A 22,755-nucleotide genomic window follows, 5' to 3' on the forward strand; every position below is an offset into this window, starting at 1 on the left:
TTGAATACTTTCACGAAACCCACCAATGGGACAATCGACCAAGCGTGTCCCTTTGTTCGTCAGCGCGTCGCCACCATGAACAACCGCGGAAACGGCAACAGTACCGAGCCATCGCTCAGTGCCGGATAGGCCTGCTCGATCGCCGTCAGATACTGCTTGAGATACTGCATCCGCTCCGCTTCATTCAGCGGCTCAAGGAAAGGCCGTAAACCGCTGCCCTTGAACCACTCGACCACGCCCGATGCGCCGTCCGCGAGCGGATGATAGTAAGTGGTGCGCCACACATCGACGCGGGTGCAGTGGGCACGCAGCATCGAGTAGTAACCATCTGCATCCTCCATTTCCGTTCGCTGGCCAGCAGCCCTTGCCAGCTTGTCAGCCCAAGGACCGTTCGCTGCGACCTCGCGCATCAACCGGTGCGACGGTTCGTTGAGGTTATCGGGCATCTGGATCGCCAGGCTGCCGCCGGGAGCGAGCCGGGACACCAGAGATGGCAGCAACCTGGCGTGATCCGGCACCCACTGCAGCACCGCATTGGCGAAAATCACATCGAACGGGCCGGTCTCGTTCCAGGTATCAATGTCAGCGGTGTCAAAACGTACCTGAGGCAGGCGCTTGCGGGCGGCCTCGATCATATCGGTCGAACTGTCCAACCCACGCACCGCGGCATCGGGAAAACGCTGCACCAGCAACTCGGTCGAATTGCCGGGGCCGCAACCGATGTCGATGGCCGAACGGACGTCCACCGCAGGGATGGCGGCCAGCAAGTCACGCGCCGGGCGCGTGCGCTCATCTTCGAAAGCTACGTATTGTTTGGCGGACCAACTCATATCGCTCTCCTGTCGGGTGCATTGTTGTAGCCAGGGGCAGACAACCGGTTGGCTACGATACATCGTCCGCGTCAGTTAACCCACGCCCCCACCCGCCAATGCCAGCCATCGTTACGTTGCTCCCAGTGCGGATGCACATAACGATACCCCGGTCGCTCCGGGACCCAATGGCCATGAACCGCGACATAACGCCCGCCTTCCCAACGCCAGTACCCCCTGGACCAGAGGTAACCCGGTCGCCCCGCGGGCTCTACCTCGATAACGCGTTCCGGCGGCGGCTGCGGTGCGATGACCTCAACATATTCACGCTGCACCGGACGCCGGTCATGAACGACCCGTTCCTGCACACAACCCGCGGCGGTAACCACCACTGCTAGCAACACCATGTAACGTAACAACATGCCGCCTCCTCTGGCTTGAAAGCCAAGTTGAGTGAACCAGCAAAAAAACGCCCCTCTTTTCCACCATGCTCCTGCCTGGTTCACTGCTTTTTTAACAGGTCTTGTCTGTCTATTCCCTGAACCCGGATCACTGGCGATCGGAAAACACAGGGGATCTGGATGAGCCTTTTTTATCGCCAAATCGTAGGAAGCCATAACCGAAATGACCGTTCGTCGACCGACCATCAAAGCAGTTTTGACAGTATAAAAATGACATCTATAGTCCTATCGCGGCCTGTTGGAAGGAACCCAACCCGTCATTTCAAGGCAAGGAGCAAGGCCAGCTCGTACCCGTGATCGAGTGGGTTCCCCAGTAGTGTGTTCGCAACGGCCGCAAGGCAAACAAGCGTTGTCGTACCTGGTAGGTAGCCAGGTAATCACTATGTTCAAAGGAGCTTCACTATGTCTCGAGTCACGGATGTACTTGTTTCGATCGACACCGAAACCATTCTGAAAAACTACCCGAACATCAGCAAAAACCCTGCTTCGCCGACTCTGATCGACTGGAAGCACGTCTACATGGTCACCAATCAGGATAACGTGGTCAGCGGCCAGGCCGGTGGCGAGCTGGACCTCAAGGCCCAGGTTGGCGATCTGATTCGCTGGCGTGAAACCAGCCTGTCCCAGAGCTTCGAAACCGCCGTAATTTTCTACAAGTTCATCGGCAACGCAGGCAACGAGCTGATCTCCCCACCTTCACCGCGCCGCGCTACCGCGTGCGTTGCAGTCCCCAACACCAGCAATCCGTCAGTGCCTAGCTGCCAGAAAGTCGACAACCATTACTGGTCCTCGGAAACCCTGGCGTGTGGTCGTGTGACCTACCACTTCAACTTCCTGATCGTCGACCGCAACTGCCAGATTATCGGCTGCTGCTCGTGGGACCCGTTCATTTCCATCCATAACTGATGATGGAATCGACCCCTTGGCAACGAGGGGTCACCCCAGTCCGTTGCCGCCTCGGCTGGAACAGGATGTCTTGCTTGAAACCGAAGCGGCTACCGTATTGCGTCAACATCATGAAAGGAATCCATGATGACTTCCGAACCGATTACCCCCCCTTCGGCGAGTACCGTGACCGCCAATAGCGTGCTGCTGGTTGTCGATGCCGAATCGCTGCTTTCCCGCTATCCACAACCCAGCCTTGACCCGCAAAAGCCGACCGTGATTGAAGATGGTTTCATCTTCGGCATCAGCGCTACATCAGCAGCAAAAAATGTTAAAAATGACAGTAAAATCACACTGACCACCAACAACGGAAAAGTCTTTCATATTCGCGGCAGGACCGTCAGTTTACTGGCCGAACACAGCGTGGTATTCCACAACATCACGGTGGACGATACCGGGATACTTTCTCCGCCCAAGCTGATCGTCCACGGCGACCAGACCGTCCCCGCGCCCGACCCCGCCAACCCGAATCAGCCGGGCAGCCACAAGGCCGATGATCATTATTGGGAGTGCTCGCAACTGAGCACGGGCGTGGCAACCTGTGAACTGAGCTTCATGCTGATCAACCAGCGCTGCGAAGCGCTCGGGTATTTCAGCTGGAAGACTGAGGTGACGCTGTCGGCGTGAATAGAGATTATCGAGTAGGAGGCGGCTTCACAGCCGCCGTCCTCTCACACCACCGTACGTACGGATCCGTATACGGCGGTTCAAGTTATGCGATTAAGCCGAGTTATCGTATCCCCGGCTCTTTTCCCGGTTCAGCGTCAGTTTCAGGCGCTGATTCAAGAAGCACTCGACGCCGGCCATCACTCGTTCACCCGCACGACGACTGCGCACGTAAACGTTCGCGTCGTCGGCAGAGCGCACGAAACGAGCAAGTCCAGGCACTTACAGTGGCAAGGTATTGCAGTGCTTGATCTCCTTGAGCGAAAAACCGGTGTACATTTCCTTGATATTGCCGAGCGTACGTATGCGATGCATGGCGAGTTCATGGAATGCCTCCATGTCTTTGACGACTACCTGCAAGAGGTAGTCGTATTTCCCCGACACTTTGTGACAGGCAGTAATGTTGGGCAGCGCCAGAACGCCCGCTTCGAAATGCTCCATGGCTTCCTCGGAGTGACTATCGAGGGTGACGCTGATGAAAGCAAAAAGTCCCAGCCCTATGGTCTTTGGGTTCAAGTGCGCGTGATACCCGACAATCACCTCCTCTTCCAGGCGCTTCAGGCGCTTCCAGCAGGCTGGCGCTGACAGGCAAACACGAGCGGCGATCTCGGCGTTCGTCAGGCGACCATTCATTTGCAGAATTTCCAGAATTGAACGATCAACCTTATCCATTTCCGCCATGTGTTCTCTCCCTTTAACAATGTACGCGGTAGGGCGATTGGCCCCATCCCGCAGGTCCTTGATCAAGCATCCATTTCTAGAAACTACAAATACTAGAAAGAAAATTACATAAAGAACACATTTTGGATAATTAACGACTGAAAAATAACTAAATACAGACCCGTTTCGAAAACTAATTTTCGAGGCACTGAAATACAATTTCTTGTCATTTCCGACACCCAAGCCACTGGCTCTGACAATAAAAATAAGTAACAACGGAGGCAATATTGAGCATTTTCAGAACAAAAGACCTGGACGCAATGATTGCTGCTGCCCGAGCTCCTGCCGGGTTGAAAAAAGTGCTGGGGCCGATGGATTTGGTCCTGATTGGTATCGGTGCAATCGTGGGGACGGGCATCTTTGTATTGACCGGAACCGGCGCATTGACTGCGGGACCGGCCCTCATGCTTTCATTCCTGATAGCGGCGTTGGCCTGTGCATTTGCAGCGCTCTGTTATGCCGAGTTCGCCTCATCTGTACCGGTAGCAGGCTCGATTTACACCTACAGCTACGCGACGCTGGGAGAGTTGGTGGCCTGGATGATCGGCTGGGATCTGATGCTCGAATACGGACTGGCCAGTTCGGCTGTGTCTGTTGGGTGGTCGGGTTACTTCCAGTCCCTGCTGAGCGGATTTGGGCTGAATCTTCCGGTTGTGCTTACGGCGGCGCCAGGCTCTTTGCCCGGTGTGGAAACCTGGTTCAACCTACCCGCGCTGGTGATTATGCTGGCAATTACCTGGATGCTTTCCATGGGCATCAAGGAATCCGCGCGCGTAAACAACGTGATGGTGATCATCAAAATCGCCGTGGTGCTGCTCTTCATCGCCGTTGGTGTGCGACATGTTCAGCCGGCTAACTGGCAACCTTTCGCGCCCTTCGGTGGCCATGGCATTTTGAGTGCTTCGGCCTTGGTTTTTTTTGCTTTTATTGGCTTCGATGCGGTTTCCTCTGCCGCCGAAGAAGTGAAAAAACCGGCGCGTGACCTCCCCATCGGTATTATCGGTTCCTTGGCCGTTTGTGCGGTGTTATACGTTGCCGTTTCAATGATCATGACCGGCATCGTGCCCTATGCCCAATTCCTTGGCGTTGATCATCCGGTCTCATTGGCGTTGCAACATGCCGGTGAAAGCTGGGTTGCCGGGTTCGTTGATTTAGGCGCAATCGTTGGCATGACGACTGTCATTCTGGTTATGGCTTACGGTCAAACCAGGATCATCTACGCGATGTCGCGCGACGGACTGCTTCCCCAGCGCCTTTCCAGGGTTCATACACGATTCGGCACCCCATTTTTCGCCACCTGGATGGTCGGAATAGTCTTCGGGCTGATCTCGGCACTGATTCCGCTGAACGTCCTCGCCGAGCTGATCAACATCGGTACGTTGGCCGCATTCAGTCTGATCTCGGTGGCAGTGATCGTATTGCGCAAGACCCGACCTGATCTTCCTCGCGCATTCAGATGCCCCGGCGTGCCCATTGTTCCATTGCTCGCCATCGCGTTCTGCGTAACCTTGATGACCTTCCTCAAGCAGACAACCTGGCTGGCATTTGGGGCGTGGTTGGCAATTGGCCTGGTGATCTACTTCGCCTATGCGAGGCGCCGCTCGTTATTGCATTAATCCAGCATTTCGTCAGGTCTCTTTGGAGTGTCAATCAACCTCCAATAGTTTTCAGGTGCGAAACTGCATTCCAGTTACGCACCTGATTGCATTCGCCTGTCAATCCTCACCTCATTTGTCCTGTTTTTATCAAAGCGAACAGAACTTGCGCTTTGCAAACGAACCTTCGCGGCGAGACTTGCTAACTTCTCAAAAAATTCCATGAGTGACCTCTTACTTGATGTCGATCCGTGTGTTTGCATGCTGGCAAATTGACTGCCATTGATACTAGAGACAAACCGGCACAAAGAAAGATTCCAATCAAAGATTCCAGGCGCAGCAAGCCATAGACCACATTCCTATTAAGAGCACGAGCGATCAACTCACAGCCCGGCATCACTCATTCACTGCTTATCCGCCCCTTTTTCCTGTGTCCGCACCGGAGACGCCGGAGACGCCGGAGACTTGGTGCCGTCGGTACTGTCAGGCAGCAAGCATTGTCCAACCGAATTTTCATCATGCCCATGCTGTCTGAAAATCAGGCGCATCCTGGTAAGGAACACGGCAATGAAATTCGCGAAAGTTGCACAGAAACTCTCCCTGTGGGCCGGCCAACCCCGGACTTTCATAGGGGCGATCATTCTGATTTTCCTTTGGGGCCTGAGTGGGCCGATTTTTCATTTCAACGATACCTGGCAACTGGTCATCAACACCTCGACCACCATCATCACCTTCCTGATGGTGTTTCTGATCCAGAACACCCAGAACCGCGATACGGACATTTTGCACTTGAAGGTCGACGAGTTGCTGCGGGTAACGAAGGAAGCGCAGAACGCGATGCTGGGGCTCGAATCGCTGGACCTCAATCAACTGGAAGCGTTGAGAAAGAAGTATCGCCACCTCGGCGAGGGGGAAACGATTGACCTGGACGGTACCGTCGTCCCGGAAACAAAGAATCAGGATTCGAACCAACGCTGATCCATGCCCCACGGGTGACCGATGTCACCCGTGCAACCGGCTGACTAACGACCGGCTTGCAGCGCCCTGGCCATTTGCAGTTGGTTTTGCAGTTTGGGCAGGGTTTCTTCGGCGAAGGCTTTGATTTGCGGCACGTCTGTGGTCTGCGCTTGTTGTTGAAGTTGCTCGATGGCTTCCTGGGTGGTTTTCACCTGACTGTCGACGTACGCCTGATCGAAAGAGGTATTGTCCTTTATCTCCGGCATCAGGGCTTTGGCCTTGTCGACCACCTCTTCGCGTGGCGCGACCGGTAAATCGAGTTGTTTGGCAATTTTCGCCAAATGCTGGTTGGCGGTGGTGCGGTCGTTGATCACCACGATGGTGTAATCCTTGACCTCTTTGGATTCGGTTTTCTGGTGCGCCAGGCGGCTGGCTTCGATGTCAGCCATACCTTGGGCCGACGCCTCATTGACGAATTCGGCAGGAGACTGGGCAAAGGCGCTGCTGGCGCACAGGCCCAGCAACGTGGCAAAACTGGCATTGCGTAAACGGGTGGCCATCCGGCTCATGGTCGCGCCCTCCTTCTTGAAATTAAAACGGGAGCTCGCGCCCCCGTCTATTAAACAAAAACCAACTTTACCTATTACCGGGATTTCTGACCGCCTTTACGGCCCATGCCGCCTTTGGCAGGGTCTTTATCAACAGTTGTCGTGGTAGTTTTCCCACCTTTGCGACCGGCTTCAGACACCTTCGTTCGATCGATGGCGCTACCCGGGCTCGGATTTTTTGAAGTAGGCATGGTTCTCATCCTCTTGGTGATGATCACAGCGAGCAGCCGCCCGCATAGGATATGAATTTCCATGTCCAAAAAGGTTTAGAAAACCTGGCAACGCCGCGACGAACGGTGACGGATTTTCAGACCCCGAGACGTGAATGGTGCTGGCGCTTGGCGGCGTACATCGCCTCATCGGCATGCCTGAACAGCTGTTTTTCCTCGGTGCCATGCTCAGGGAATCGTGCGACGCCAATGCTCGGCTGGATGTTCAGGTTATGCCCGTCCAGGCGCAGGGGCTGAACCAGCACCTGACGGATTTTTCCTGCCACATTCTCGGCGTCTTCCGCGGCGTGGATGCTGTGCAACAACACGACAAATTCATCACCACCAATGCGTGCCACCGTGTCGGATTCACGCACACAACCCTTGAGCCGATTGGCAACCGCTTGCAGCAGCATGTCGCCGACCGTATGACCGAAGGTATCGTTGACTTGTTTGAAGCGGTCAAGATCGACGTACAACAGCGCCATTCGTCCTGAATCTGCCCGGGCCAGTGCCAGCGAAGCTTTGAGGCGTTCGCGCAGCAATTCGCGATTGGGCAACTGAGTCAGTTGGTCGTACTGGGCCATGCGTTGGAGCCTGACGTGCAATTGCTTACGCTCGATAGCGGTCGCGACCTGGGCGCAAACATACTGCAACAGCTCCTTGTCTTGCTCGGTATAGCGCTCGCCGCCCGGTACGCTTTTGACGATCAACGCACCGATGGTGCCGTTCTGCGAACTCAATGGCACGCCCAGCCAGCAGGGCGAATCCTTACCTGCGACCAGCGCCGCAAATCCCGCCGGCGGATTGTCCTGATCCGGGGTCAGCAGAATAGGCAAGCCGCTGCGAATTACTTCACTGCAAAGACGCACGGTCACGGTCCCGGGCTCCTCGGGTTGCAGTTCACGGACGTCGACGTGATAGGGAAAATTCAGCTGTGCGCAATGCTCGTCATACAGCGCCACGGAGAAATTCAACGCTGGGAGCCATTCGCCGATGATCGAATGGACGCGTTTGAACAGCGCCAGCAGATCTTCCGCCGCGTGAGCTGCTTCGGAGATTGCATACAGCGCCGCTTGCCGGGACTCTGCCTGTTTGCGCTCGGTGATATCGCGCGCCACAGCAATGCGCAACTGATCGACCTCCGACCAGCGCGCCGACCAGAGAATGTGCGCCACCTGGCCATCCTTGCGCAGATAACGATTTTCAAAGTTGAGTTTTGGCTCACCCCCCATGATCTCCCGCGCGGCATCGAGGGTACGCTGTCGGTCGGCGGGATGTACCAGATCGATCATTGGCTGGCCGATCAGCTCATCGGGGGTGTAACCGAAAATGCGCTCGCAGGCCGCGCTGACAAATACGAAGCGACCTTGTTTGTCCACCGCACAGACGGCGTCCAGCAAGAGGTCGATGTAGCTCGCCAGTGGCGCGGAATTTCTGGTTGCCATGGTGCAGAGAGCGTGTCCGGACAATACAACATTGAATACCCCTCCCTGACCGGTCATACGCCCGAGCGATGACTGTGCTGCCGACGCGTCCCTGCGATCAGCCTCAAGCCTTGTTCGTCACCAGCCCCGGCAGCGCATGCACCAGGGCATTGATGGCAAAACCAATGAACATTACCCCGCACAACCGAGTGATCGCCAGTTCATGACGCTGATACAACGTGCGTACCCGACGCGCTCCGACGATGCCTATGAGAATAGCGTAGGCCAAAAGGCCACCAATGAAGCTCAGGATGATCAACCATGGCAGCATCGACCAATGCAGCAACTCTGCACGGCTGGACAGCAGCGCAGTAAACGTCGCCACCGCCACCGGGTAAGCCTTGGGGTTGGTCAGGCCGAACAGGATGCCGTGCCAGAACGGCTGTCGTGCCGGCCCCTGAGGCACCTCGGCACTGGTGCGACGAGCGCGAACCGCGCGCAGGCCCAGCCAGAACAGGTAGAGCCCACTGAGCACGCCCAACACATCGAACGCGGTGCTGCCGATTTCCCGCGCACCGACAATCGCGATCAGCGCCGTACTGCACCACACCACGTCGCCCAACAAATGCCCGCACAGAAATCCCGCTCCGGCCCGCCGCCCGCGCGCCGCACCGATGCCGAACACCGCCAGCACACCCGGCCCCGGCGTGATGCCATAAATGAAGCCCGAGGCGAGAACGGCCATTAGCAGCGATGCAGTCATGGGAATTCCTGTTGAAACGCCGGATGAATGGGCGCAAGTCTATCCCAGGCCTGCGAACATCGACTCATTGATCGTCGAAGAACTTCATCCCCGCATACGGCCGTTGCCGACAAGCCACCAGCCGCGACGCCAGATCCCCGACATGAGCCTCAAGCTTGTGCCCGTCCGGATCGAGAAAATAGAACGACGCACCTTCGCTGCGGTTGTCCCGCCATTCCCGCACGTTGGCAGATCGCAGGTGTTCGACGAACAACGGGAAGTCCGCAGCGCCGATAGTGAAAGCGTAATGAGTGTAGTCGGCGGCAGGCCCGGGCTCGCGCAACGGATCGACAGAAAGGCACAGCCACAGACCGGGGAGCGAGAGATAGGCACCGTTGTCCCACGTGGCTTCCAGCTGAAGTTGCAGCAGATTGTGATAGAACGCCACGCTGCGGTTCAGGTCGGTGACGGCAAGGGTCAGGTGGTTGAGGCCGGTTAGCATGGGTTTAGTAACCTTGAGGCTGGTTCCGACCGGAGCGTACAACTTAAACGTCCTTGAGCGTATAGCCGCTGGGGGGTTGTTGGCTGTGAGTCAGTAGAACTGCCATTCGCTATTGACGAAGACCATGGCCGCCGTCGCGAGCCCCCACGACATCATGATCCGGGCGATCCAGCGCCGCGCGCCGACCTTGTAGAGCATCATGTTGCTCGGCACTTCGAAGATCACATAACCGACTACAAACAGCCCGGCGCCGAGGCCGTAAGCGGTGTCGCTCAGACTCAGGTCAGCCTGCAACTGGAACTTGGCGAAGCTGATGTTGATGCGGTCGAAAAAGGCGAACAGGTAGCAGACCATGATCAGCGGCATCAATCGCCAGGCGACTTTGCTGACCAGGGCTTTTTCGGCGTCGTGACTAACGGACGGGCTCGCACCCGCCTCCAGTACATTCAGGCTCATAGTAGTTCTCCAGGCGGACTTCCCGTGGGAGCCCGATTGTTTTTGTTGTCTGGTGCGTTGTGGCTTTTACAGGGGGTTGTTCGGTGTGTCAGGAAGGCGTCGGGTGCAGGTCGCAGTTACGCCCGGCCTTGGCGAGTTGCCCAGGTACTTCGTGACCCAGCAGTGCCGGCAACCCTCGGGACAACTTCAGCAACAACGGCAGATCGATGCCGGTGTGAATACCGATTTCATCGCACAGGTTGACCAGATCTTCAGTGCAGATATTGCCCGAGGCACCCGGTGCAAACGGGCAACCACCAAGGCCGCCGAGGGCCGCGTCGAAGCGCCGTGCACCGGCCTCGTAGGCGGCCATTACGTTGCATAGCCCCAGGCCACGAGTGTTGTGGAAATGCAGGGTCAGATCAGCCGGCGAAACCCGTTGCAATACCCGTCGCACCAGCCGCTCGACCTGACGCGGGTTGGCCATACCGGTGGTGTCGGCCAAGGTAATGCCCTTGATCCCGAGTTCCTGGTAGGCGTCAACAATCTGCAGCACTCGGTCCTCATCGATCCCGCCTTCAAACGGGCAGCCGAAGGTCGTGGCGATGCTGCCGTTGAGCCGCACCTGGGTACCACGAACGAATTCGACGATCTCGCCAAACGCCGCCAGTGACGCCTCGCAGCGCATCCGCATATTCGCCAGGTTGTGGGTCTGGCTGGCGGACATCACCAGGTTCAACTCATCGGCCCCCGCCTCCAATGCTCGTTGTGCGCCTTTGAGGTTGGGGATCAATGCGACATAAATTACGCCCGGCCGTCGGGCGATGCCCTTGAACACCTGCTCGCCATCGCGCAACGCAGGAATGGCCTTGGGCGAAACGAACGAACCGGCTTCGATGCGGCTGAAGCCTGCCAGCGACAACTGATCGATCAGCGCAATCTTGTCGACGGTTTCGACCCAGGTCGGCTCGATCTGCAAGCCGTCACGCGGGGAAACTTCCTGAACGATCAGCGTCTGGGAATAATCAGTGATCATTGCACCACCCCTTCAGCTTTCAAGCGTTCGATGTCTTGGTCAGTCAGGCCCAGCCCCGCGAGGATGCCGTCGGTGTGCTGGCCCAGGCTTGGCCCCGACCAGTTCACCCCACCGGGGGTCTCGGACAATTTCGGTACGATGCCCGGCATTTTCACCGTGGCGCCACCGGGCAGTTCGGCGTTGAGCAGCATGCCCCGCGCCTGATAGTGAGGATCGGCGACAATGTCGGCCACCGAATAGATGCGCCCGGCCGGGACTTCGGCGGCTTCCAGAGCCGATAGCACCTCATCGATGGGCAGGCTGCTGGTCCAGTGGGTGATGGCTGCATCGAGCACACTACTTTTGGCGGCGCGGCCATCGTTATGCGCAAACTCTGGCGCTTCGGCCAGGTCGACCCGGCCGATCACCGCCATCAGGCGCTTGTAGATCGGGTCGCTGTTGCCGGCGATCACCACGTAGGCGCCGTCGGCAGTCAGGTAGGTGTTGGAGGGCGCAATGCCCGGCAATGCCCCGCCGCTGCGCTCACGAACATGACCAAGCATGTCGTACTCCGGCACCAGGCTTTCCATCACGTTGAACACGCTTTCTGCCAGGGACACATCGACCACCTGCCCGCCGCCCTGCCCGGTCTTGACCCGCAGCAGCGACATCAGCGCACCGATCACCGCATGCAACGAAGCCAGGGAATCACCGAGACTCACGCCCACTCGGGCTGGTGGTGAACCGGAGGTGCCAGTGGTGTAGCGAATCCCGCCCATGGCCTCGCCGATGGCCCCGAAACCCGGACGATCACGGTATGGGCCAGTCTGGCCGTAACCGGAAATGCGCACCAATGTGAGGTTGGGATTAAGGGCATGCAACACATCCCAGCCCAGGCCAAGTTTCTCCAAAGCACCAGGGCGCAGGTTTTCGATCAGCACATCGGCGTCGCTCGCCAGTTGCTTGACCAGCTCGATGCCTTCGGGGGATTTGAGATTCAGTGCCAGGGACTTCTTGTTTCGCGATTGCAGGTACCACCACAGCGAAGTGCCTTCGTGCAGCTTGCGCCATTTGCGCAAGGGATCGCCCTGGCCCATGGCTTCGATCTTGATCACGTCGGCGCCGAACTCGGCGAGCATGCGCGCGGCGAATGGCGCGGCGATCAGTGTGCCGATCTCGATCACTTTGATTGTACTCAAGGGGGCAGTCATCGCGGGGGTACCTCTTGTTCTTGGAATATGCGCCAAGGCTAGAGGAGCGAGGGGCAAGGAATCCAACCTTCAGTTGGCAACGACCGTTCGCGAAATGCGAATGCCTGGCAGACACACAAAACCCTGCAGGAGCGAGGCTTGCCCGCGAAGAGGCCCACCCATCCAATAGAGAACGGTCAGGCCTGACCACGCAAATGCTCAAACAACATCCGGCTCACCGGCGACAGCGCCGCTTCATCACGCACCACCAGTATCAACGCACGATCCGACCAGTCATCGGTCAGCGGCACCGCGTGCAAACCCAACGCCCGGCCAAACAGTTCGTAGGCCTTTTGCGGCAGGATGCCGATGCCCATGTTGGCCTGGACCATCCGGCACATGGCATCGAACCCTGGCACATGAATCCGCAGCCTCAGTACCTTGCCGGCCTTGCGCGCGGCCGCATGGGTGCGCATGTTGATGGAACTGGCCGAATGCAGACCGACGTAATCGCTGTCCAGCGTGTCGGCGAACGCCAGGGCCGAACGACTCGCCAACGGATGATCGGCCGGCATCAGTACGACCAGTTTGTCCTGGCGATAAAGAACGCTGTGCAGCCCTTTGACGTCACTGTCGCTGGAACAGATCCCGAGGTCCGCCACGCCATCGAGCACACCCTGAATCACCCCACTGCTGGGACGTTCTTCAAGGTCGGTCTTGACCTGCGGATGGCGTGCGGAAAAGTCCCGCAGGTCTTCGGGCAGGAACTGAATGATCGCCGACAGGTTCGCAAGCATCCGCACATAACCGCGTACACCGTGGCTGTGTTCGCCCAACTCAAGGCTCATTTTCTCGACGTTGAACAGCATCTGCCGGGCGTGATGCAGCAGGGTCTCACCGGCCGGCGTCAGGGTCATGCCCTTGGCCTGGCGCACGAACAGGCTGATGCCCAGCGCTTCCTCCAGTTCCATCAAGCGCTTGCTGGCCGCCGACACCGCGATCGCTTCGCGAGCGGCGGCACGGGTCAAGGTGCCCTCTTCGTGGACGGCCACGAACAGTTGGAGAGTGATCAGGTCGAGGCGGCGGATCAGGCTTTTTTGCAGCATGGCAGGGCTCGATGACTTCGGTTCGACTGAGCCGGCAGGATAGCGCGGTTTCGATTTGTGCCCGCCATCCAATTACCCCACAGCAATACGGGGCATCGCCCTACAACTAATTCTCTTACAACTCTCAGCCATACCAGAAACAACCGATTCAAAGCCCATCGGAACACTCTGTAAAGTCTGGCAACACACACAAATTGCAACAACCCCACGGACAGATTCACTCAAGGAATGTCACTTACACATGAATCAGACACCGCACACGGCACACACCTTCACCAACTACCGCAAACTCATTTCATTGGCCGATCACGATTGGGAAACCGCCGAAACCGGCAAAATCTCGGGGCTCAACGTTGAAATAAAAAGTGCTAACCGCATGCTCGATCAGTACGGACGAGCGTTTCATCATTTCTGTACAACGTCTTACCTGGGCCTGGATCACCATCCCGAGATACTCGATGGAGCCATGGTCACGCTGTGGGAAACCGGCACCCTGCGCGTCGCCAATTCGAAGAACCGCTGCAAGTTGGCGATTCTGGATCAATTCGAAACCGAACTGTCCGAGTTGTTCGGCGCCACTTGCCTGAGCACTCTGTCGTGCAGTGCGGCGAGTGCCGGGATCCTGCCGCTGCTGGCCAGCGGTGTGTTTACGCAAGAGCGCCCGCCGGTGATGGCTTTCGATCGGTTGGCGCATTACTCGATGAATCACCTCAAAGCCGCCTGTGCAGATGAAACCACCGTCGTGACATGCCCGCATAACGACATGGACTTCCTCGAGACGCTGTGTCAGCGGCACACAAGGGTCGCGTATGTCGCCGACGGCGCCTACAGCATGGGCGGCGTCGCAGACATGGACAGTCTTTTGTACCTGAAGGACCGCTACGGGCTGTTTCTGTATCTGGACGATTCCCACGCGCTTTCCGCCGTAGGAAGATTCGGCGCCGGTCTCGTGCGCCCCAGGCTGCACGCGCTGGATGATGACTGCCTGATCGTCGCCTCATTGGCCAAGTCGTTTGGCGCAAGTGGCGGTCTGGTGATGCTGGGCAGTGAACGGCAGAAGACGCTCATTCAGCGTTACGGCGGCCCCAGCAATTGGTCACAAAGCCTGAACAGTGCAGCCATTGGCGCGGGCAGAGCATCCATCGAACTACACCGCACCCTGGAATTCGCCGCATTACAGGAAAAACTTCAGGTTAATATCCGCCTCTTTGACAGCCTCATACGCACCGAACAACACAAAAGCAACATGGCGATTCGACTGGTCAGTTGCGGTGAGGCCGCGCTGGCCAACAACATTGCCATTGAACTGGCCAATCACGGCTTCTTCACTTCGGCAGTCTTTTTCCCGGTGGTTGCACAAGGCAAGGCAGCCATCAGGATCACCTTGCGCGCCGACATGGAGGCGAAGCTGATCCGCCATTTCTGTGAACTCATCACCGAACTATTACGCACTCACGGCCGGGACATCGGCAGCTGAAAAAACCAGGGAAGATTGAATGAAGAGCAGCACCACCCTCCTGATCACCTGCTGCACGGTTTTTCTCGCCCAATTGGGCATGAGCATTTATCTGTCGGCGCTGCCGGATATTGCCCGGGATATGTCCGCCGATGCGTCGCAGGTTTCATGGGGGTTGGCGGTGTATCTGATCGGCATGGCGCTGCCGATGCTGTTCTGGGGTAGCCTGGGCCAGCGCATTGGCCGAAAACCGGTGTTGCTCGCAGCGCTTGGCATCTATGGGGTGGGTAACCTTGCCCTGCCCTTGGGCCAGTCACTTGAATCGTTTCTGGTTTTTCGACTGATTCAGGGTGTTGGCGCCAGCGGGATTTCGGTCATGGCCCGGGTACTGATCCGCGACAGTTTCCGCGGCGATCTGCTGGCCAAGGCGCTGTCCTGGATATCGATTTCCTTTGTGGTGGCGCTGGGTATCGGCCAATACCTGGGGGCGATTATCCTGGTGGCGCTAGGCTGGCCGATGATCTTCTATCTGTTGGGTGGTGTGAGCCTGTGCATGGCGGTGGTGGTAGCGCGGGTCACATTCGCGGTGCGGCCAGACGAAAATGCCGGGGCACCCGCCTGGCCGAGTTACTGGCGCACTCTTCGTCATCGAGCCTTCCTGTTACCGGCCCTCGCCGGCGGCCTGGGATACGGTGTGATCGTCGCGTTCAACACCGCTGCGCCGCTGATTCTGCAAGGCCCCTTCAACTGGTCGGCAGTGGAATACGGATTGTTGGGCTGGCCAATCAGCGCGGCGTACTTTCTCGGCGCCGTGGCGGTCAATCGCTTTGTATTGCGCACCGGTCAGCGCTGGCTGATGACAGTGGGCGTCGGGTTGGTAATGGCCGGCAGCACAGTCATGTTGCTGGGTAGCCTCGCAGGCACGGCAATAGCGCTGCTGTTCTGGTTGCCTTATTGCTTTACGGTGTTCGGCCAATCGTTGAATTACCCCATCAGCCTGTCTTTGGCCAATGATGGATCGCCGGTCGGCGGTGCTTATGCGATGGCATTGAGCGGTTTCATTCATCAACTGATGGCCGCCATTATCGGCGGCATCGCCAGCCTGATAGCCAGCCAGCAGGCATGGCCATTGTCGCTGTTATGCACCTTGCTGGGCCTCGGCGCGATGCTCTGCGTGATATTCGCGCCGGGTCGTAAAACAGACTAAAACGCGCTGCGGAAAATCTCCTCGATCTGCCGCTGATCCGCCGCCCGTGGATTGGTCAGTCCGCAGGCGTCTTTCAGGGCGTTGCTGGCCAGAACCGGGATGTCATTGAGCCTGGCACCGAGCTCACGCAAACCGGCGGGGATTTCCACATCCCTGGCCAGGTTGCGAATGGCTGCGATCGCTGCCTGCGCGCCCTCCTCGGAGCTGAACCCACGAATATCGGCGCCCATCGCGCGGGCAACATCGGTCAGGCGATCGGCACAAACCAGCGCGTTGAAATTTTGCACGTGAGGCAGCAGCACCGCGTTGCACACGCCATGGGGCAAGTCGTAGAAGCCGCCCAACTGGTGAGCCATGGCATGGACGTAACCCAGGGACGCATTGTTGAACGCCATGCCGGCGAGGAACTGGGCGTAGGCCATATTCTCCCGCGCGAGCATGTCGCTGCCATCGCGCACGGCCAGGCGCAGGTTGTAGCTGATCAACGTAATGGCTTTCAGCGCACAGGCATCGGTAATCGGGTTGGCCGCCGTGGAGACGTAAGCCTCGATAGCGTGGGTCAATGCATCCATGCCTGTGGCGGCGGTCAGCCCCTTGGGCATGGCCACCATCAGCGCCGGGTCGTTGACCGACAGCAGCGGCGTGACGTTGCGATCGACAATGGCCATTTTCACATGACGCGATTCGTCGGTGATGATGCAAAAACGGGTCATCTCGCTGGCAGTGCCAGCGGTGGTGTTGATCGCGATCAGCGGCAGTTGCGGTTTGCTCGACTGATCGACGCCTTCGTAGTCACGAATCGTCCCACCGTTGGTGGCGCACAAGGCGATGCCCTTGGCGCAGTCGTGAGGCGAACCGCCGCCCAGGGACACGACAAAATCGCAGCGACTTTCCTTGAGCAGGCCCAGGCCACATTCGACGTTGGCGATACTCGGATTCGGCTTGGCGCCGTCGAAGATCACTGAGTCGATGTCCTGTATCGCCAGTTTCTCGGCAATCATCTTCGCCACGCCAGCCGTGGCCAGCCCGGCGTCGGTAACGATCAACGCCTTGCGAAAACCATACTTGCCAATGGCGTCCATGGCCTCGTCGAGGCAACCGCTGCCCATGATGTTCACGGCGGGGATGAAAAACGTACTGCTCATGCGCGAGTCTCCTGGCTGAAGCCAAATCGGCGACACCGATCCGGCGGGTGCGCACAGGGTCGACCGATCAGTCACACCGTATGTTGATCTGGCTCAACGCCGGGGCGTGATAAAGTCGCCGTCCATCAGACCTTTTGCTTTGAGACTTTGATCGCAATGACCGATTTCCAGGATGTCGATGCCCAACTAGAAGACTGGAATGCCTTGCGCACCACCGCCTCGTTCAGCGGCCTGCTGGTGGGTAATGGCGCCAGTCGCGCAGTGTGGGACGACTTCGGCTACGACTCGCTGTTCGAAAACGCTCGCACCGTCGAAGAAAAGCCTCTGAGCCAATCAGAATTGAGCGTGTTCGACGCAATGCACACGCGCAGTTTCGAGCAGGTACTCAGCGCGCTGAAAACCACCAGTCGCGTGAACAAGGCGCTGGCCGTCAGCTCTGCGGCACCGCGCAATCGCTATTACGCGATCAAGGAAGCGCTGATCAACAGCGTGCATGCGATCCACATCCCGTGGCGGCTGGTGGAAGCTGCGACTCTGGCGACAATCAATCAGGAACTGGGCAGCTACCGGACGGTGTTCACCACCAACTACGACCTGCTCAACCACTGGGCGATCCAGCATCGGCCAGAGGTCATTACGGACCTGTTCCAGGGCGCCGAGCCGAGTTTCGATCTGAGTGCCTGCGCCACCGACAAACCGCGTTTGCTGTACCTGCACGGCGGTCTGCATCTGGTGCGGAATCAAGACGGCACGGCGCGCAAACTGATGTCGACCGAAGGTACGTTGCTGGGCAGTTTCGCAATCAACAATACGATCAAGACCCTCGACGACGTGCCGCTGTTCGTCAACGAAGGTCCGGCTCAAGACAAGCTCAAGACCATTCGCAGCTCCGATTACCTGTCGTTCTGCTACGACCAGTTACTGGGCCATGGCGACGGGTTGTGCATCTTTGGGCATGCCCTTGGCGAGCAGGACAGTCACATCGTCCACGCCTTGCGCCAGGCAACGCCGAAGGTGGTAGCGATCTCGATTTACCCGCGCAGCAAAGCGTTCATCCAGCATCAGAAGCGGCATTACGCGAAGGTGTTTGAGGGGACTGGCGTGGAGCTGCGGTTTTTTGATTCGAAGACGCATGCGCTCGGTAGTCCTAAGCTCACAGTTCCAGTCGAGGTTTAGCGGCGACGCGGCTGACGCCATCGCGGGCTTGCCCGCGATGGTGATCGTACATCCAACCTCTTCGTTGAATGTTAGGCCGTCATCGCGGGCAAGCCCGCTCCGACAGTTGATCAGCGGTGTGATCAGAGCACCGGCAAGGTCTTGTCCTTGATCACCGTGGTCGGTCCGTTGGCCTTGACGCTGGCGATGCCTTTTTCCCTCGCGGCCTCGGATGAGTAGGATTCGCTGCTGCCGATGATCTCGTGATTGCCGGCCTTCAGGTTGAAGTAGGGATGACCGTCCTTGGTGGCTTTTTTCTCGTAGCGTTCGTCCAGCGGGCTGTTGGCCTGAACCGAGGCGATACCGCTATCGGCCGCACTGCGCGTGGTGTACAGCTCACTGGTCAGAATGGTTTCGGCATTGGCCGCTTTCAACACGAATTTGAATTGACCGTTACTGGTTTTGCTCACTTCGTACCATCCAGACATGCTTTTTCTCCTTGGCGATTGAGAGGTTTCGCGCTTCAGAGTAAAGACCAAGCCAGGATTTCTGTCGCCTGTACTGGCCCCATCGCAAGCAGGCTCGTTCCCACAGTGGATTTGTGTGCATCTATCCCTTGTGGGAGCGAGCCTGCTCGCGATGGCGCCGGTAAGGTCACCCGACAATCTCGCTACTTCACCACCGCCCGCACCACCGACACCTCAGGCGCCTGCGCCCGCCGCTGGCTCAGATACCGCATGCAACTCACCCGCAGGAACGAGGCGAAATTCACCACTTCGCCGCGGTAGTCCATCACCTCTTCATACAGCTTGGCGATCAACTGATTGGTGGTCATGCCGTCGACCTCGGCGATTTCGCTGAGGATGTCCCAGAACTGGTTCTCCAGCCGCAGGGTGGTCACCACCCCGCAGATGCGCAGCGAGCGGGAGCGTGATTCGTAGAGAATCGGGTCGGCTTTGACGTAGAGCTCGCACATGGACAGGTCCCTCGTTACAGCGTGATTCTGGTGCCCAGCAACCCGAGGAAACCGGCCAGCCAGCTCGGGTGCGCCGGCCAGGCCGGAGCAGTGGCCAGATTGCCTTGAACGTGGCCTTGCGTCACTGGGATATCGATGTACGTGCCACCCGCCAGGCGTACTTCCGGGGCACACGCCGGGTAGGCGCTGCACTCGCGACCTTCAAGAATCCCGGCGGCGGCCAGCAATTGCGCGCCGTGACACACGGCGGCGATCGGTTTGCCGGCCTTGTCGAACGCTCGCACCAGTTCCAGGACTTTTTCGTTCAGGCGCAGGTACTCCGGCGCACGACCGCCCGGAATCAGCAGCGCGTCGTAGTCCGCCGCATCAACCTTGGCGAAATCGAAGTTCAGGGCAAACAGGTGACCGGGTTTTTCGCTGTAGGTCTGGTCGCCTTCGAAGTCATGGATTGCCGTGCGCACGGTCTGGCCGGCGGTTTTATCCGGGCAAACGGCATGCACCGTGTGGCCGACCATCAGCAGCGCCTGAAAGGGCACCATCACTTCGTAGTCTTCGACGTAATCGCCGACCAGCATCAGAATTTTTTTAGCAGCCATGGGGAAGACTCCTCTGGAAAATGCGTGGGCATGCAGGAGTATTCAAGGTAGTCCTTATCCAGCGGGGTGGGTAATAACCAGTTACTACGGATGATGTGTATTGGATTTGGCTTTTGTGGCGAGGGAGCTTGCTCCCGCTCGGCTGCGAAGCAGTCGCAAAACCAGAGACCACCGATTGATTGACGAAACCGATAGGGGCCGCTTCGCGCCCCAGCGGGAGCAAGCTCCCTCGCCACAGGGACCGCGCTCAACTGTACGGATAACTCTGCGCCTATCTGTAACAGAGCAGCGCCTGCAGTTTATGGCTAGATAAAGAAACTTCCCGCCATCCTGAATTCTGGTCCCCCATCATGTCCTCGCGCGAAAACACCGGCATGGCCCTGGGCCTGCTCGGCGTCGTTATCTTCAGCCTGACCCTGCCCTTCACACGGATCGTCGTGCAGGAACTCCATCCGCTGCTCAACGGCCTCGGCCGGGCGCTGTTCGCGGCGATTCCGGCAGCGCTGTTATTGCTGTGGCACCGGGAGAAGTGGCCCACGTGGAAACAGGTCAAAGGCCTGACATTGGTGATCGCGGGGGTCATCCTCGGCTTCCCGGTGCTGTCGGCCTGGGCCATGCAGACGTTGCCCGCCTCCCACGGCGCCCTGGTCAACGGCTTGCAACCGCTGTGCGTGGCGCTGTATGCCGCGTGGCTGTCCCATGAACGTCCGTCGAAAGCCTTCTGGGCCTGCGCCGCGCTGGGCAGTGCGCTGGTGCTCGGTTACGCACTGATCAGCGGTGCCGGCAGTATTCAGGCCGGTGATTTACTGATGCTCGGCGCAATTGCCGTGGGTGGGTTGGGTTATGCCGAAGGTGGCCGGTTGGCCAGGGAAATGGGCGGTTGGCAGGTGATCTGCTGGGCGCTGGTATTGTCGACGCCGCTGCTGATCGGGCCGGTGCTGTACCTGGCGCTGCAACATCAGGGCGAGATTTCGGCCAAGACCTGGTGGGCCTTCGGTTATGTCTCGCTGTTTTCGCAATTCATCGGCTTCTTTGCCTGGTACGCCGGGCTGGCCATGGGTGGCATTGCCCGTGTCAGCCAGATCCAGTTGCTGCAGATCTTCTTCACGATCGCGTTTTCGGCGTTGTTCTTCGGTGAGCACGTCGAGCCGATCACCTGGCTGTTTGCCGCCGGGGTGATCGTGACAGTGATGCTGGGGCGCAAGACCGCGGTCAAACCCGCGCGTGTTGCCACGGCCTAATTCTGTAGGGGCCACCGGTGCGGCGATCCGACTTGCCGGCGAAGGCGTCCTCAAAATTGCCTTCGCCAGCAAGCCTGGCTCCTACAGAATTAGCGGCGACCGTCGTCCCACAGCAGCGATCAGAGGTAGCCGTCAGCCCGCAGCAGGGTTTCCAGGCAATGTTCGCTGATGTGGTAGAAATCCTTCAATTCCTGAATCTTCACCAGCAACTGAGCCGGGTCCGCTGGCTCGGCGCGTTTGACCGCCAGGATCATCTTGTTCTTGTTGGTGTGGTCCAGTGAGATGAACTCGAACACCTTGGTTTCATAGCCGCACGCTTCCAGGAACAGCGCACGCAAACTGTCGGTGACCATTTCTGCCTGCTGGCCCAGGTGCAGACCGTACTGCAACATCGGTTTGAGCAGCGCCGGGCTCTGGATCTGCAGGCGGATCTGTTTGTGGCAGCACGGCGAGCACATGATGATCGAAGCGCCGGAACGAATGCCGGTGTGAATCGCATAGTCGGTGGCGATGTCGCAGGCATGCAGCGCGATCATCACGTCCAGCTCGCTCGGCGCCACGCTGCGCACGTCACCGCACTTGAACACCAGCCCCGGATGCTCCAGCTTCGCCGCGGCGGTGTTGCACAGGTTGACCATGTCTTCGCGCAGCTCGACGCCGGTCACCTCGCCCTCGGCCTTCAAGGTATTGCGCAGATAGTCGTGGATCGCGAACGTCAGGTAGCCCTTGCCGGAGCCGAAATCCGCCACCCGCACGGGTTTATCCAGCGCCAACGGCGAGGAGGTCAGCGCATGGCTGAAGACTTCAATGAACTTGTTGATCTGCTTCCACTTGCGTGACATCGCCGGGATCAATTCATGCTGCGCGTTGGTTACGCCCAGGTCTTTGAGAAATGGCCGGCTCAGGTCGAGGAAACGGTTCTTTTCGCGGTTGTGTTCGGCGGACGGTACTTCGCGCAATTGCTGAGGCTTGCTCTTGAACAGCGAAGATTTGCCCTTTTTGCTGTATTCGAGCTGGGCTTCATCGGTCACTGCCAGTAAATGCGCATTTTTGAACGATGCCGGCAACAGCGCGGCAAGGGTCGCCACGCCTTCGGCAATCGGCAGGTTCTTGGTGATGTCGCGGGTCTTGTAGCGGTAGACGAAGGACAGACATGGCTGATCCTTGACCGTCAGCTGCTTGACGATCAACCGCTGCAAGTCCGCTTCACCACCGACGTACTTGGACAGCACCAGTTTGATGAAGGCGTTGGCGTCGAGGCTGGTTTGCAGCAGGTCAATGAACTGGGCGTGGTGATCCGGCGCGAGGCTGGCGGGAGTGGCGGTGACAGACATGGAAAAACGGCCTCGGGCGGTGCGAAACGGGGAATGGCGGGTATTTTAGGGGGGATGGCCGTTCGGGACACGCAGTTATTTGCCGAACGGTGCGAATCCTGAGGCCAGTGAGTTCTTTGTGGCGAGGGGGCTTGCCCCCGTTCGGCTGCGAAGCAGTCGTCAAACTAGAGAACTCGGTGCGACTGAAGATACATGGGGGCTGCTTCGCAGCCCAACGGGGGCAAGCCCCTCGCCACAAAAGCTGCCGCAGGCTGCGAT

At 58.4% G+C, this 22,755-nt stretch carries 24 protein-coding genes and 2 pseudogenes; 8 read left to right on the forward strand and 18 right to left on the reverse strand.

What is annotated here, in order from left to right; all coding sequences use genetic code 11:
* Positions 1 to 59 precede the first annotated feature (59 nt).
* Both tam and ACZ9BB_RS17820 read right to left on the reverse strand, forming a co-directional pair.
* Entirely contained in the window at positions 60 to 830 is a 771-nt protein-coding gene (gene tam, locus ACZ9BB_RS17815) for a trans-aconitate 2-methyltransferase (protein ID WP_476214929.1), read from the reverse strand.
* Positions 831 to 901: 71 nt separating this feature from the next.
* Positions 902 to 1,231 (reverse strand): YXWGXW repeat-containing protein, encoded by a 330-nt coding sequence (locus ACZ9BB_RS17820; protein WP_476214931.1) that lies wholly within the window; start codon positions 1,229 to 1,231, stop codon positions 902 to 904.
* A 441-nt stretch (positions 1,232 to 1,672) separates the two neighbouring features.
* On the opposite strand from ACZ9BB_RS17820, the gene ACZ9BB_RS17825 reads away from it, so the two are divergent.
* Both ACZ9BB_RS17825 and ACZ9BB_RS17830 read left to right on the forward strand, forming a co-directional pair.
* On the forward strand, positions 1,673 to 2,176 hold the full coding sequence (locus tag ACZ9BB_RS17825) for an inclusion body family protein (RefSeq protein WP_008074518.1): 504 nt from the start codon (positions 1,673 to 1,675) through the stop codon (positions 2,174 to 2,176).
* A 126-nt stretch (positions 2,177 to 2,302) separates the two neighbouring features.
* Positions 2,303 to 2,842, forward strand: a complete 540-nt coding sequence (locus ACZ9BB_RS17830; protein ID WP_476214933.1) for an AidA/PixA family protein — start codon at positions 2,303 to 2,305, stop codon at positions 2,840 to 2,842.
* Between the two features lie 114 nt (positions 2,843 to 2,956).
* On the opposite strand, the pseudogene ACZ9BB_RS17835 reads toward ACZ9BB_RS17830, so the two are convergent.
* Positions 2,957 to 3,088: pseudogene (locus ACZ9BB_RS17835) on the reverse strand (group II intron reverse transcriptase/maturase); the annotation flags it as partial.
* A gap of 15 nt (positions 3,089 to 3,103) precedes the next feature.
* Positions 3,104 to 3,628 (reverse strand): Lrp/AsnC family transcriptional regulator, encoded by a 525-nt coding sequence (locus tag ACZ9BB_RS17840; protein WP_476214935.1) that lies wholly within the window; start codon positions 3,626 to 3,628, stop codon positions 3,104 to 3,106.
* A gap of 200 nt (positions 3,629 to 3,828) precedes the next feature.
* Here ACZ9BB_RS17840 and ACZ9BB_RS17845 point away from each other — a divergent pair, with 200 nt between their 5' ends.
* Positions 3,829 to 5,217: an amino acid permease gene (locus tag ACZ9BB_RS17845; RefSeq protein ID WP_476214937.1), complete on the forward strand. Its 1,389-nt coding sequence runs from the start codon at positions 3,829 to 3,831 to the stop codon at positions 5,215 to 5,217.
* A gap of 546 nt (positions 5,218 to 5,763) precedes the next feature.
* Positions 5,764 to 6,174 (forward strand): low affinity iron permease family protein, encoded by a 411-nt coding sequence (locus ACZ9BB_RS17850; RefSeq protein ID WP_476214939.1) that lies wholly within the window; start codon positions 5,764 to 5,766, stop codon positions 6,172 to 6,174.
* A gap of 44 nt (positions 6,175 to 6,218) precedes the next feature.
* Here the strand turns inward: ACZ9BB_RS17850 and ACZ9BB_RS17855 are convergent, their stop codons facing one another.
* The 9 genes and pseudogenes from ACZ9BB_RS17855 to ACZ9BB_RS17895 all read right to left on the reverse strand — a co-directional run bounded on the left by ACZ9BB_RS17855 (position 6,219) and on the right by ACZ9BB_RS17895 (position 13,387).
* A complete protein-coding gene (locus ACZ9BB_RS17855; protein WP_476214940.1) occupies positions 6,219 to 6,722 on the reverse strand; it encodes a DUF4142 domain-containing protein in 504 nt (167 codons plus the stop codon).
* Positions 6,723 to 6,796: 74 nt separating this feature from the next.
* Complete coding sequence (locus ACZ9BB_RS17860) at positions 6,797 to 6,952, reverse strand: stress protein (RefSeq protein WP_476214942.1); 156 nt, start codon at positions 6,950 to 6,952, stop codon at positions 6,797 to 6,799.
* A 116-nt stretch (positions 6,953 to 7,068) separates the two neighbouring features.
* Positions 7,069 to 8,418, reverse strand: coding sequence for a sensor domain-containing protein (locus ACZ9BB_RS17865; RefSeq protein WP_476214944.1), 1,350 nt, complete (start codon positions 8,416 to 8,418; stop codon positions 7,069 to 7,071).
* A gap of 103 nt (positions 8,419 to 8,521) precedes the next feature.
* Positions 8,522 to 9,160 (reverse strand): LysE family translocator, encoded by a 639-nt coding sequence (locus ACZ9BB_RS17870; protein ID WP_476214946.1) that lies wholly within the window; start codon positions 9,158 to 9,160, stop codon positions 8,522 to 8,524.
* Positions 9,161 to 9,224: 64 nt separating this feature from the next.
* Complete coding sequence (gene fos / locus ACZ9BB_RS17875) at positions 9,225 to 9,641, reverse strand: fosfomycin resistance glutathione transferase (RefSeq protein WP_476214948.1); 417 nt, start codon at positions 9,639 to 9,641, stop codon at positions 9,225 to 9,227.
* 93 nt (positions 9,642 to 9,734) lie between these two features.
* Positions 9,735 to 10,097 (reverse strand): annotated as a pseudogene (locus ACZ9BB_RS17880) (MFS transporter); the annotation flags it as partial.
* 88 nt (positions 10,098 to 10,185) lie between these two features.
* Positions 10,186 to 11,112, reverse strand: coding sequence for a hydroxymethylglutaryl-CoA lyase (locus tag ACZ9BB_RS17885; RefSeq protein WP_476214950.1), 927 nt, complete (start codon positions 11,110 to 11,112; stop codon positions 10,186 to 10,188).
* Positions 11,109 to 12,302, reverse strand: coding sequence for a CaiB/BaiF CoA transferase family protein (locus tag ACZ9BB_RS17890; RefSeq protein WP_476214952.1), 1,194 nt, complete (start codon positions 12,300 to 12,302; stop codon positions 11,109 to 11,111). Before ACZ9BB_RS17890 ends, ACZ9BB_RS17885 begins: the two co-directional genes overlap by 4 nt.
* Positions 12,303 to 12,478: 176 nt before the next feature.
* A complete protein-coding gene (locus ACZ9BB_RS17895) occupies positions 12,479 to 13,387 on the reverse strand; it encodes a LysR family transcriptional regulator (protein ID WP_476214954.1) in 909 nt (302 codons plus the stop codon).
* Between the two features lie 241 nt (positions 13,388 to 13,628).
* On the opposite strand from ACZ9BB_RS17895, the gene ACZ9BB_RS17900 reads away from it, so the two are divergent.
* On the forward strand, positions 13,629 to 14,864 hold the full coding sequence (locus ACZ9BB_RS17900; RefSeq protein WP_476214955.1) for an aminotransferase class I/II-fold pyridoxal phosphate-dependent enzyme: 1,236 nt from the start codon (positions 13,629 to 13,631) through the stop codon (positions 14,862 to 14,864).
* A gap of 19 nt (positions 14,865 to 14,883) precedes the next feature.
* Entirely contained in the window at positions 14,884 to 16,050 is a 1,167-nt protein-coding gene (locus ACZ9BB_RS17905) for an MFS transporter (protein WP_476214956.1), read from the forward strand.
* Here the strand turns inward: ACZ9BB_RS17905 and yiaY are convergent.
* On the reverse strand, positions 16,047 to 17,195 hold the full coding sequence (gene yiaY / locus ACZ9BB_RS17910; protein WP_476214958.1) for an L-threonine dehydrogenase: 1,149 nt from the start codon (positions 17,193 to 17,195) through the stop codon (positions 16,047 to 16,049). The two genes, ACZ9BB_RS17905 and yiaY, sit on opposite strands and share 4 nt — an antisense overlap.
* A 156-nt stretch (positions 17,196 to 17,351) precedes the next feature.
* On the opposite strand from yiaY, the gene ACZ9BB_RS17915 reads away from it, so the two are divergent.
* On the forward strand, positions 17,352 to 18,371 hold the full coding sequence (locus ACZ9BB_RS17915; protein ID WP_476214960.1) for a DUF4917 family protein: 1,020 nt from the start codon (positions 17,352 to 17,354) through the stop codon (positions 18,369 to 18,371).
* A gap of 122 nt (positions 18,372 to 18,493) precedes the next feature.
* On the opposite strand, the gene ACZ9BB_RS17920 is transcribed toward ACZ9BB_RS17915, so the two are convergent.
* From ACZ9BB_RS17920 to ACZ9BB_RS17930, 3 genes are all read right to left on the reverse strand, one after another.
* Complete coding sequence (locus tag ACZ9BB_RS17920) at positions 18,494 to 18,838, reverse strand: YegP family protein (protein ID WP_476214962.1); 345 nt, start codon at positions 18,836 to 18,838, stop codon at positions 18,494 to 18,496.
* Positions 18,839 to 19,020: 182 nt separating this feature from the next.
* Positions 19,021 to 19,326: a ribbon-helix-helix domain-containing protein gene (locus tag ACZ9BB_RS17925; protein WP_476214964.1), complete on the reverse strand. Its 306-nt coding sequence runs from the start codon at positions 19,324 to 19,326 to the stop codon at positions 19,021 to 19,023.
* A 14-nt stretch (positions 19,327 to 19,340) separates the two neighbouring features.
* Positions 19,341 to 19,922, reverse strand: coding sequence for a DJ-1/PfpI family protein (locus ACZ9BB_RS17930; protein ID WP_476214966.1), 582 nt, complete (start codon positions 19,920 to 19,922; stop codon positions 19,341 to 19,343).
* A 350-nt stretch (positions 19,923 to 20,272) separates the two neighbouring features.
* On the opposite strand from ACZ9BB_RS17930, the gene ACZ9BB_RS17935 reads away from it, so the two are divergent.
* Positions 20,273 to 21,163 carry a DMT family transporter gene (locus ACZ9BB_RS17935; protein ID WP_476214968.1) on the forward strand — a complete coding sequence of 297 codons (891 nt, stop codon included), beginning with the start codon at positions 20,273 to 20,275 and terminating at the stop codon, positions 21,161 to 21,163.
* 119 nt (positions 21,164 to 21,282) lie between these two features.
* Here the strand turns inward: ACZ9BB_RS17935 and ACZ9BB_RS17940 are convergent, their stop codons facing one another.
* A complete protein-coding gene (locus ACZ9BB_RS17940) occupies positions 21,283 to 22,497 on the reverse strand; it encodes a class I SAM-dependent methyltransferase (protein ID WP_476214969.1) in 1,215 nt (404 codons plus the stop codon).
* Positions 22,498 to 22,755 lie beyond the last annotated feature (258 nt).

This window comes from Pseudomonas sp. TE3552 (assembly GCF_056278945.1).

Coding starts and splice junctions, on each gene's coding strand:
- tam (WP_476214929.1), bottom strand. CDS start 830: ATGAGTTGGTCCGCCAAACAATACGTAGCTTTCGAAGATGAGCGCACG.
- ACZ9BB_RS17820 (WP_476214931.1), bottom strand. CDS start 1,231: ATGTTGTTACGTTACATGGTGTTGCTAGCAGTGGTGGTTACCGCCGCG.
- ACZ9BB_RS17825 (WP_008074518.1), top strand. CDS start 1,673: ATGTCTCGAGTCACGGATGTACTTGTTTCGATCGACACCGAAACCATT.
- ACZ9BB_RS17830 (WP_476214933.1), top strand. CDS start 2,303: ATGACTTCCGAACCGATTACCCCCCCTTCGGCGAGTACCGTGACCGCC.
- ACZ9BB_RS17850 (WP_476214939.1), top strand. CDS start 5,764: ATGAAATTCGCGAAAGTTGCACAGAAACTCTCCCTGTGGGCCGGCCAA.
- ACZ9BB_RS17855 (WP_476214940.1), bottom strand. CDS start 6,722: ATGAGCCGGATGGCCACCCGTTTACGCAATGCCAGTTTTGCCACGTTG.
- ACZ9BB_RS17860 (WP_476214942.1), bottom strand. CDS start 6,952: ATGCCTACTTCAAAAAATCCGAGCCCGGGTAGCGCCATCGATCGAACG.
- ACZ9BB_RS17865 (WP_476214944.1), bottom strand. CDS start 8,418: ATGGCAACCAGAAATTCCGCGCCACTGGCGAGCTACATCGACCTCTTG.
- ACZ9BB_RS17870 (WP_476214946.1), bottom strand. CDS start 9,160: ATGACTGCATCGCTGCTAATGGCCGTTCTCGCCTCGGGCTTCATTTAT.
- fos (WP_476214948.1), bottom strand. CDS start 9,641: ATGCTAACCGGCCTCAACCACCTGACCCTTGCCGTCACCGACCTGAAC.
- ACZ9BB_RS17885 (WP_476214950.1), bottom strand. CDS start 11,112: ATGATCACTGATTATTCCCAGACGCTGATCGTTCAGGAAGTTTCCCCG.
- ACZ9BB_RS17890 (WP_476214952.1), bottom strand. CDS start 12,302: ATGACTGCCCCCTTGAGTACAATCAAAGTGATCGAGATCGGCACACTG.
- ACZ9BB_RS17895 (WP_476214954.1), bottom strand. CDS start 13,387: ATGCTGCAAAAAAGCCTGATCCGCCGCCTCGACCTGATCACTCTCCAA.
- ACZ9BB_RS17900 (WP_476214955.1), top strand. CDS start 13,629: ATGAATCAGACACCGCACACGGCACACACCTTCACCAACTACCGCAAA.
- ACZ9BB_RS17905 (WP_476214956.1), top strand. CDS start 14,884: ATGAAGAGCAGCACCACCCTCCTGATCACCTGCTGCACGGTTTTTCTC.
- yiaY (WP_476214958.1), bottom strand. CDS start 17,195: ATGAGCAGTACGTTTTTCATCCCCGCCGTGAACATCATGGGCAGCGGT.
- ACZ9BB_RS17915 (WP_476214960.1), top strand. CDS start 17,352: ATGACCGATTTCCAGGATGTCGATGCCCAACTAGAAGACTGGAATGCC.
- ACZ9BB_RS17920 (WP_476214962.1), bottom strand. CDS start 18,838: ATGTCTGGATGGTACGAAGTGAGCAAAACCAGTAACGGTCAATTCAAA.
- ACZ9BB_RS17925 (WP_476214964.1), bottom strand. CDS start 19,326: ATGTGCGAGCTCTACGTCAAAGCCGACCCGATTCTCTACGAATCACGC.
- ACZ9BB_RS17930 (WP_476214966.1), bottom strand. CDS start 19,922: ATGGCTGCTAAAAAAATTCTGATGCTGGTCGGCGATTACGTCGAAGAC.
- ACZ9BB_RS17935 (WP_476214968.1), top strand. CDS start 20,273: ATGTCCTCGCGCGAAAACACCGGCATGGCCCTGGGCCTGCTCGGCGTC.
- ACZ9BB_RS17940 (WP_476214969.1), bottom strand. CDS start 22,497: ATGTCTGTCACCGCCACTCCCGCCAGCCTCGCGCCGGATCACCACGCC.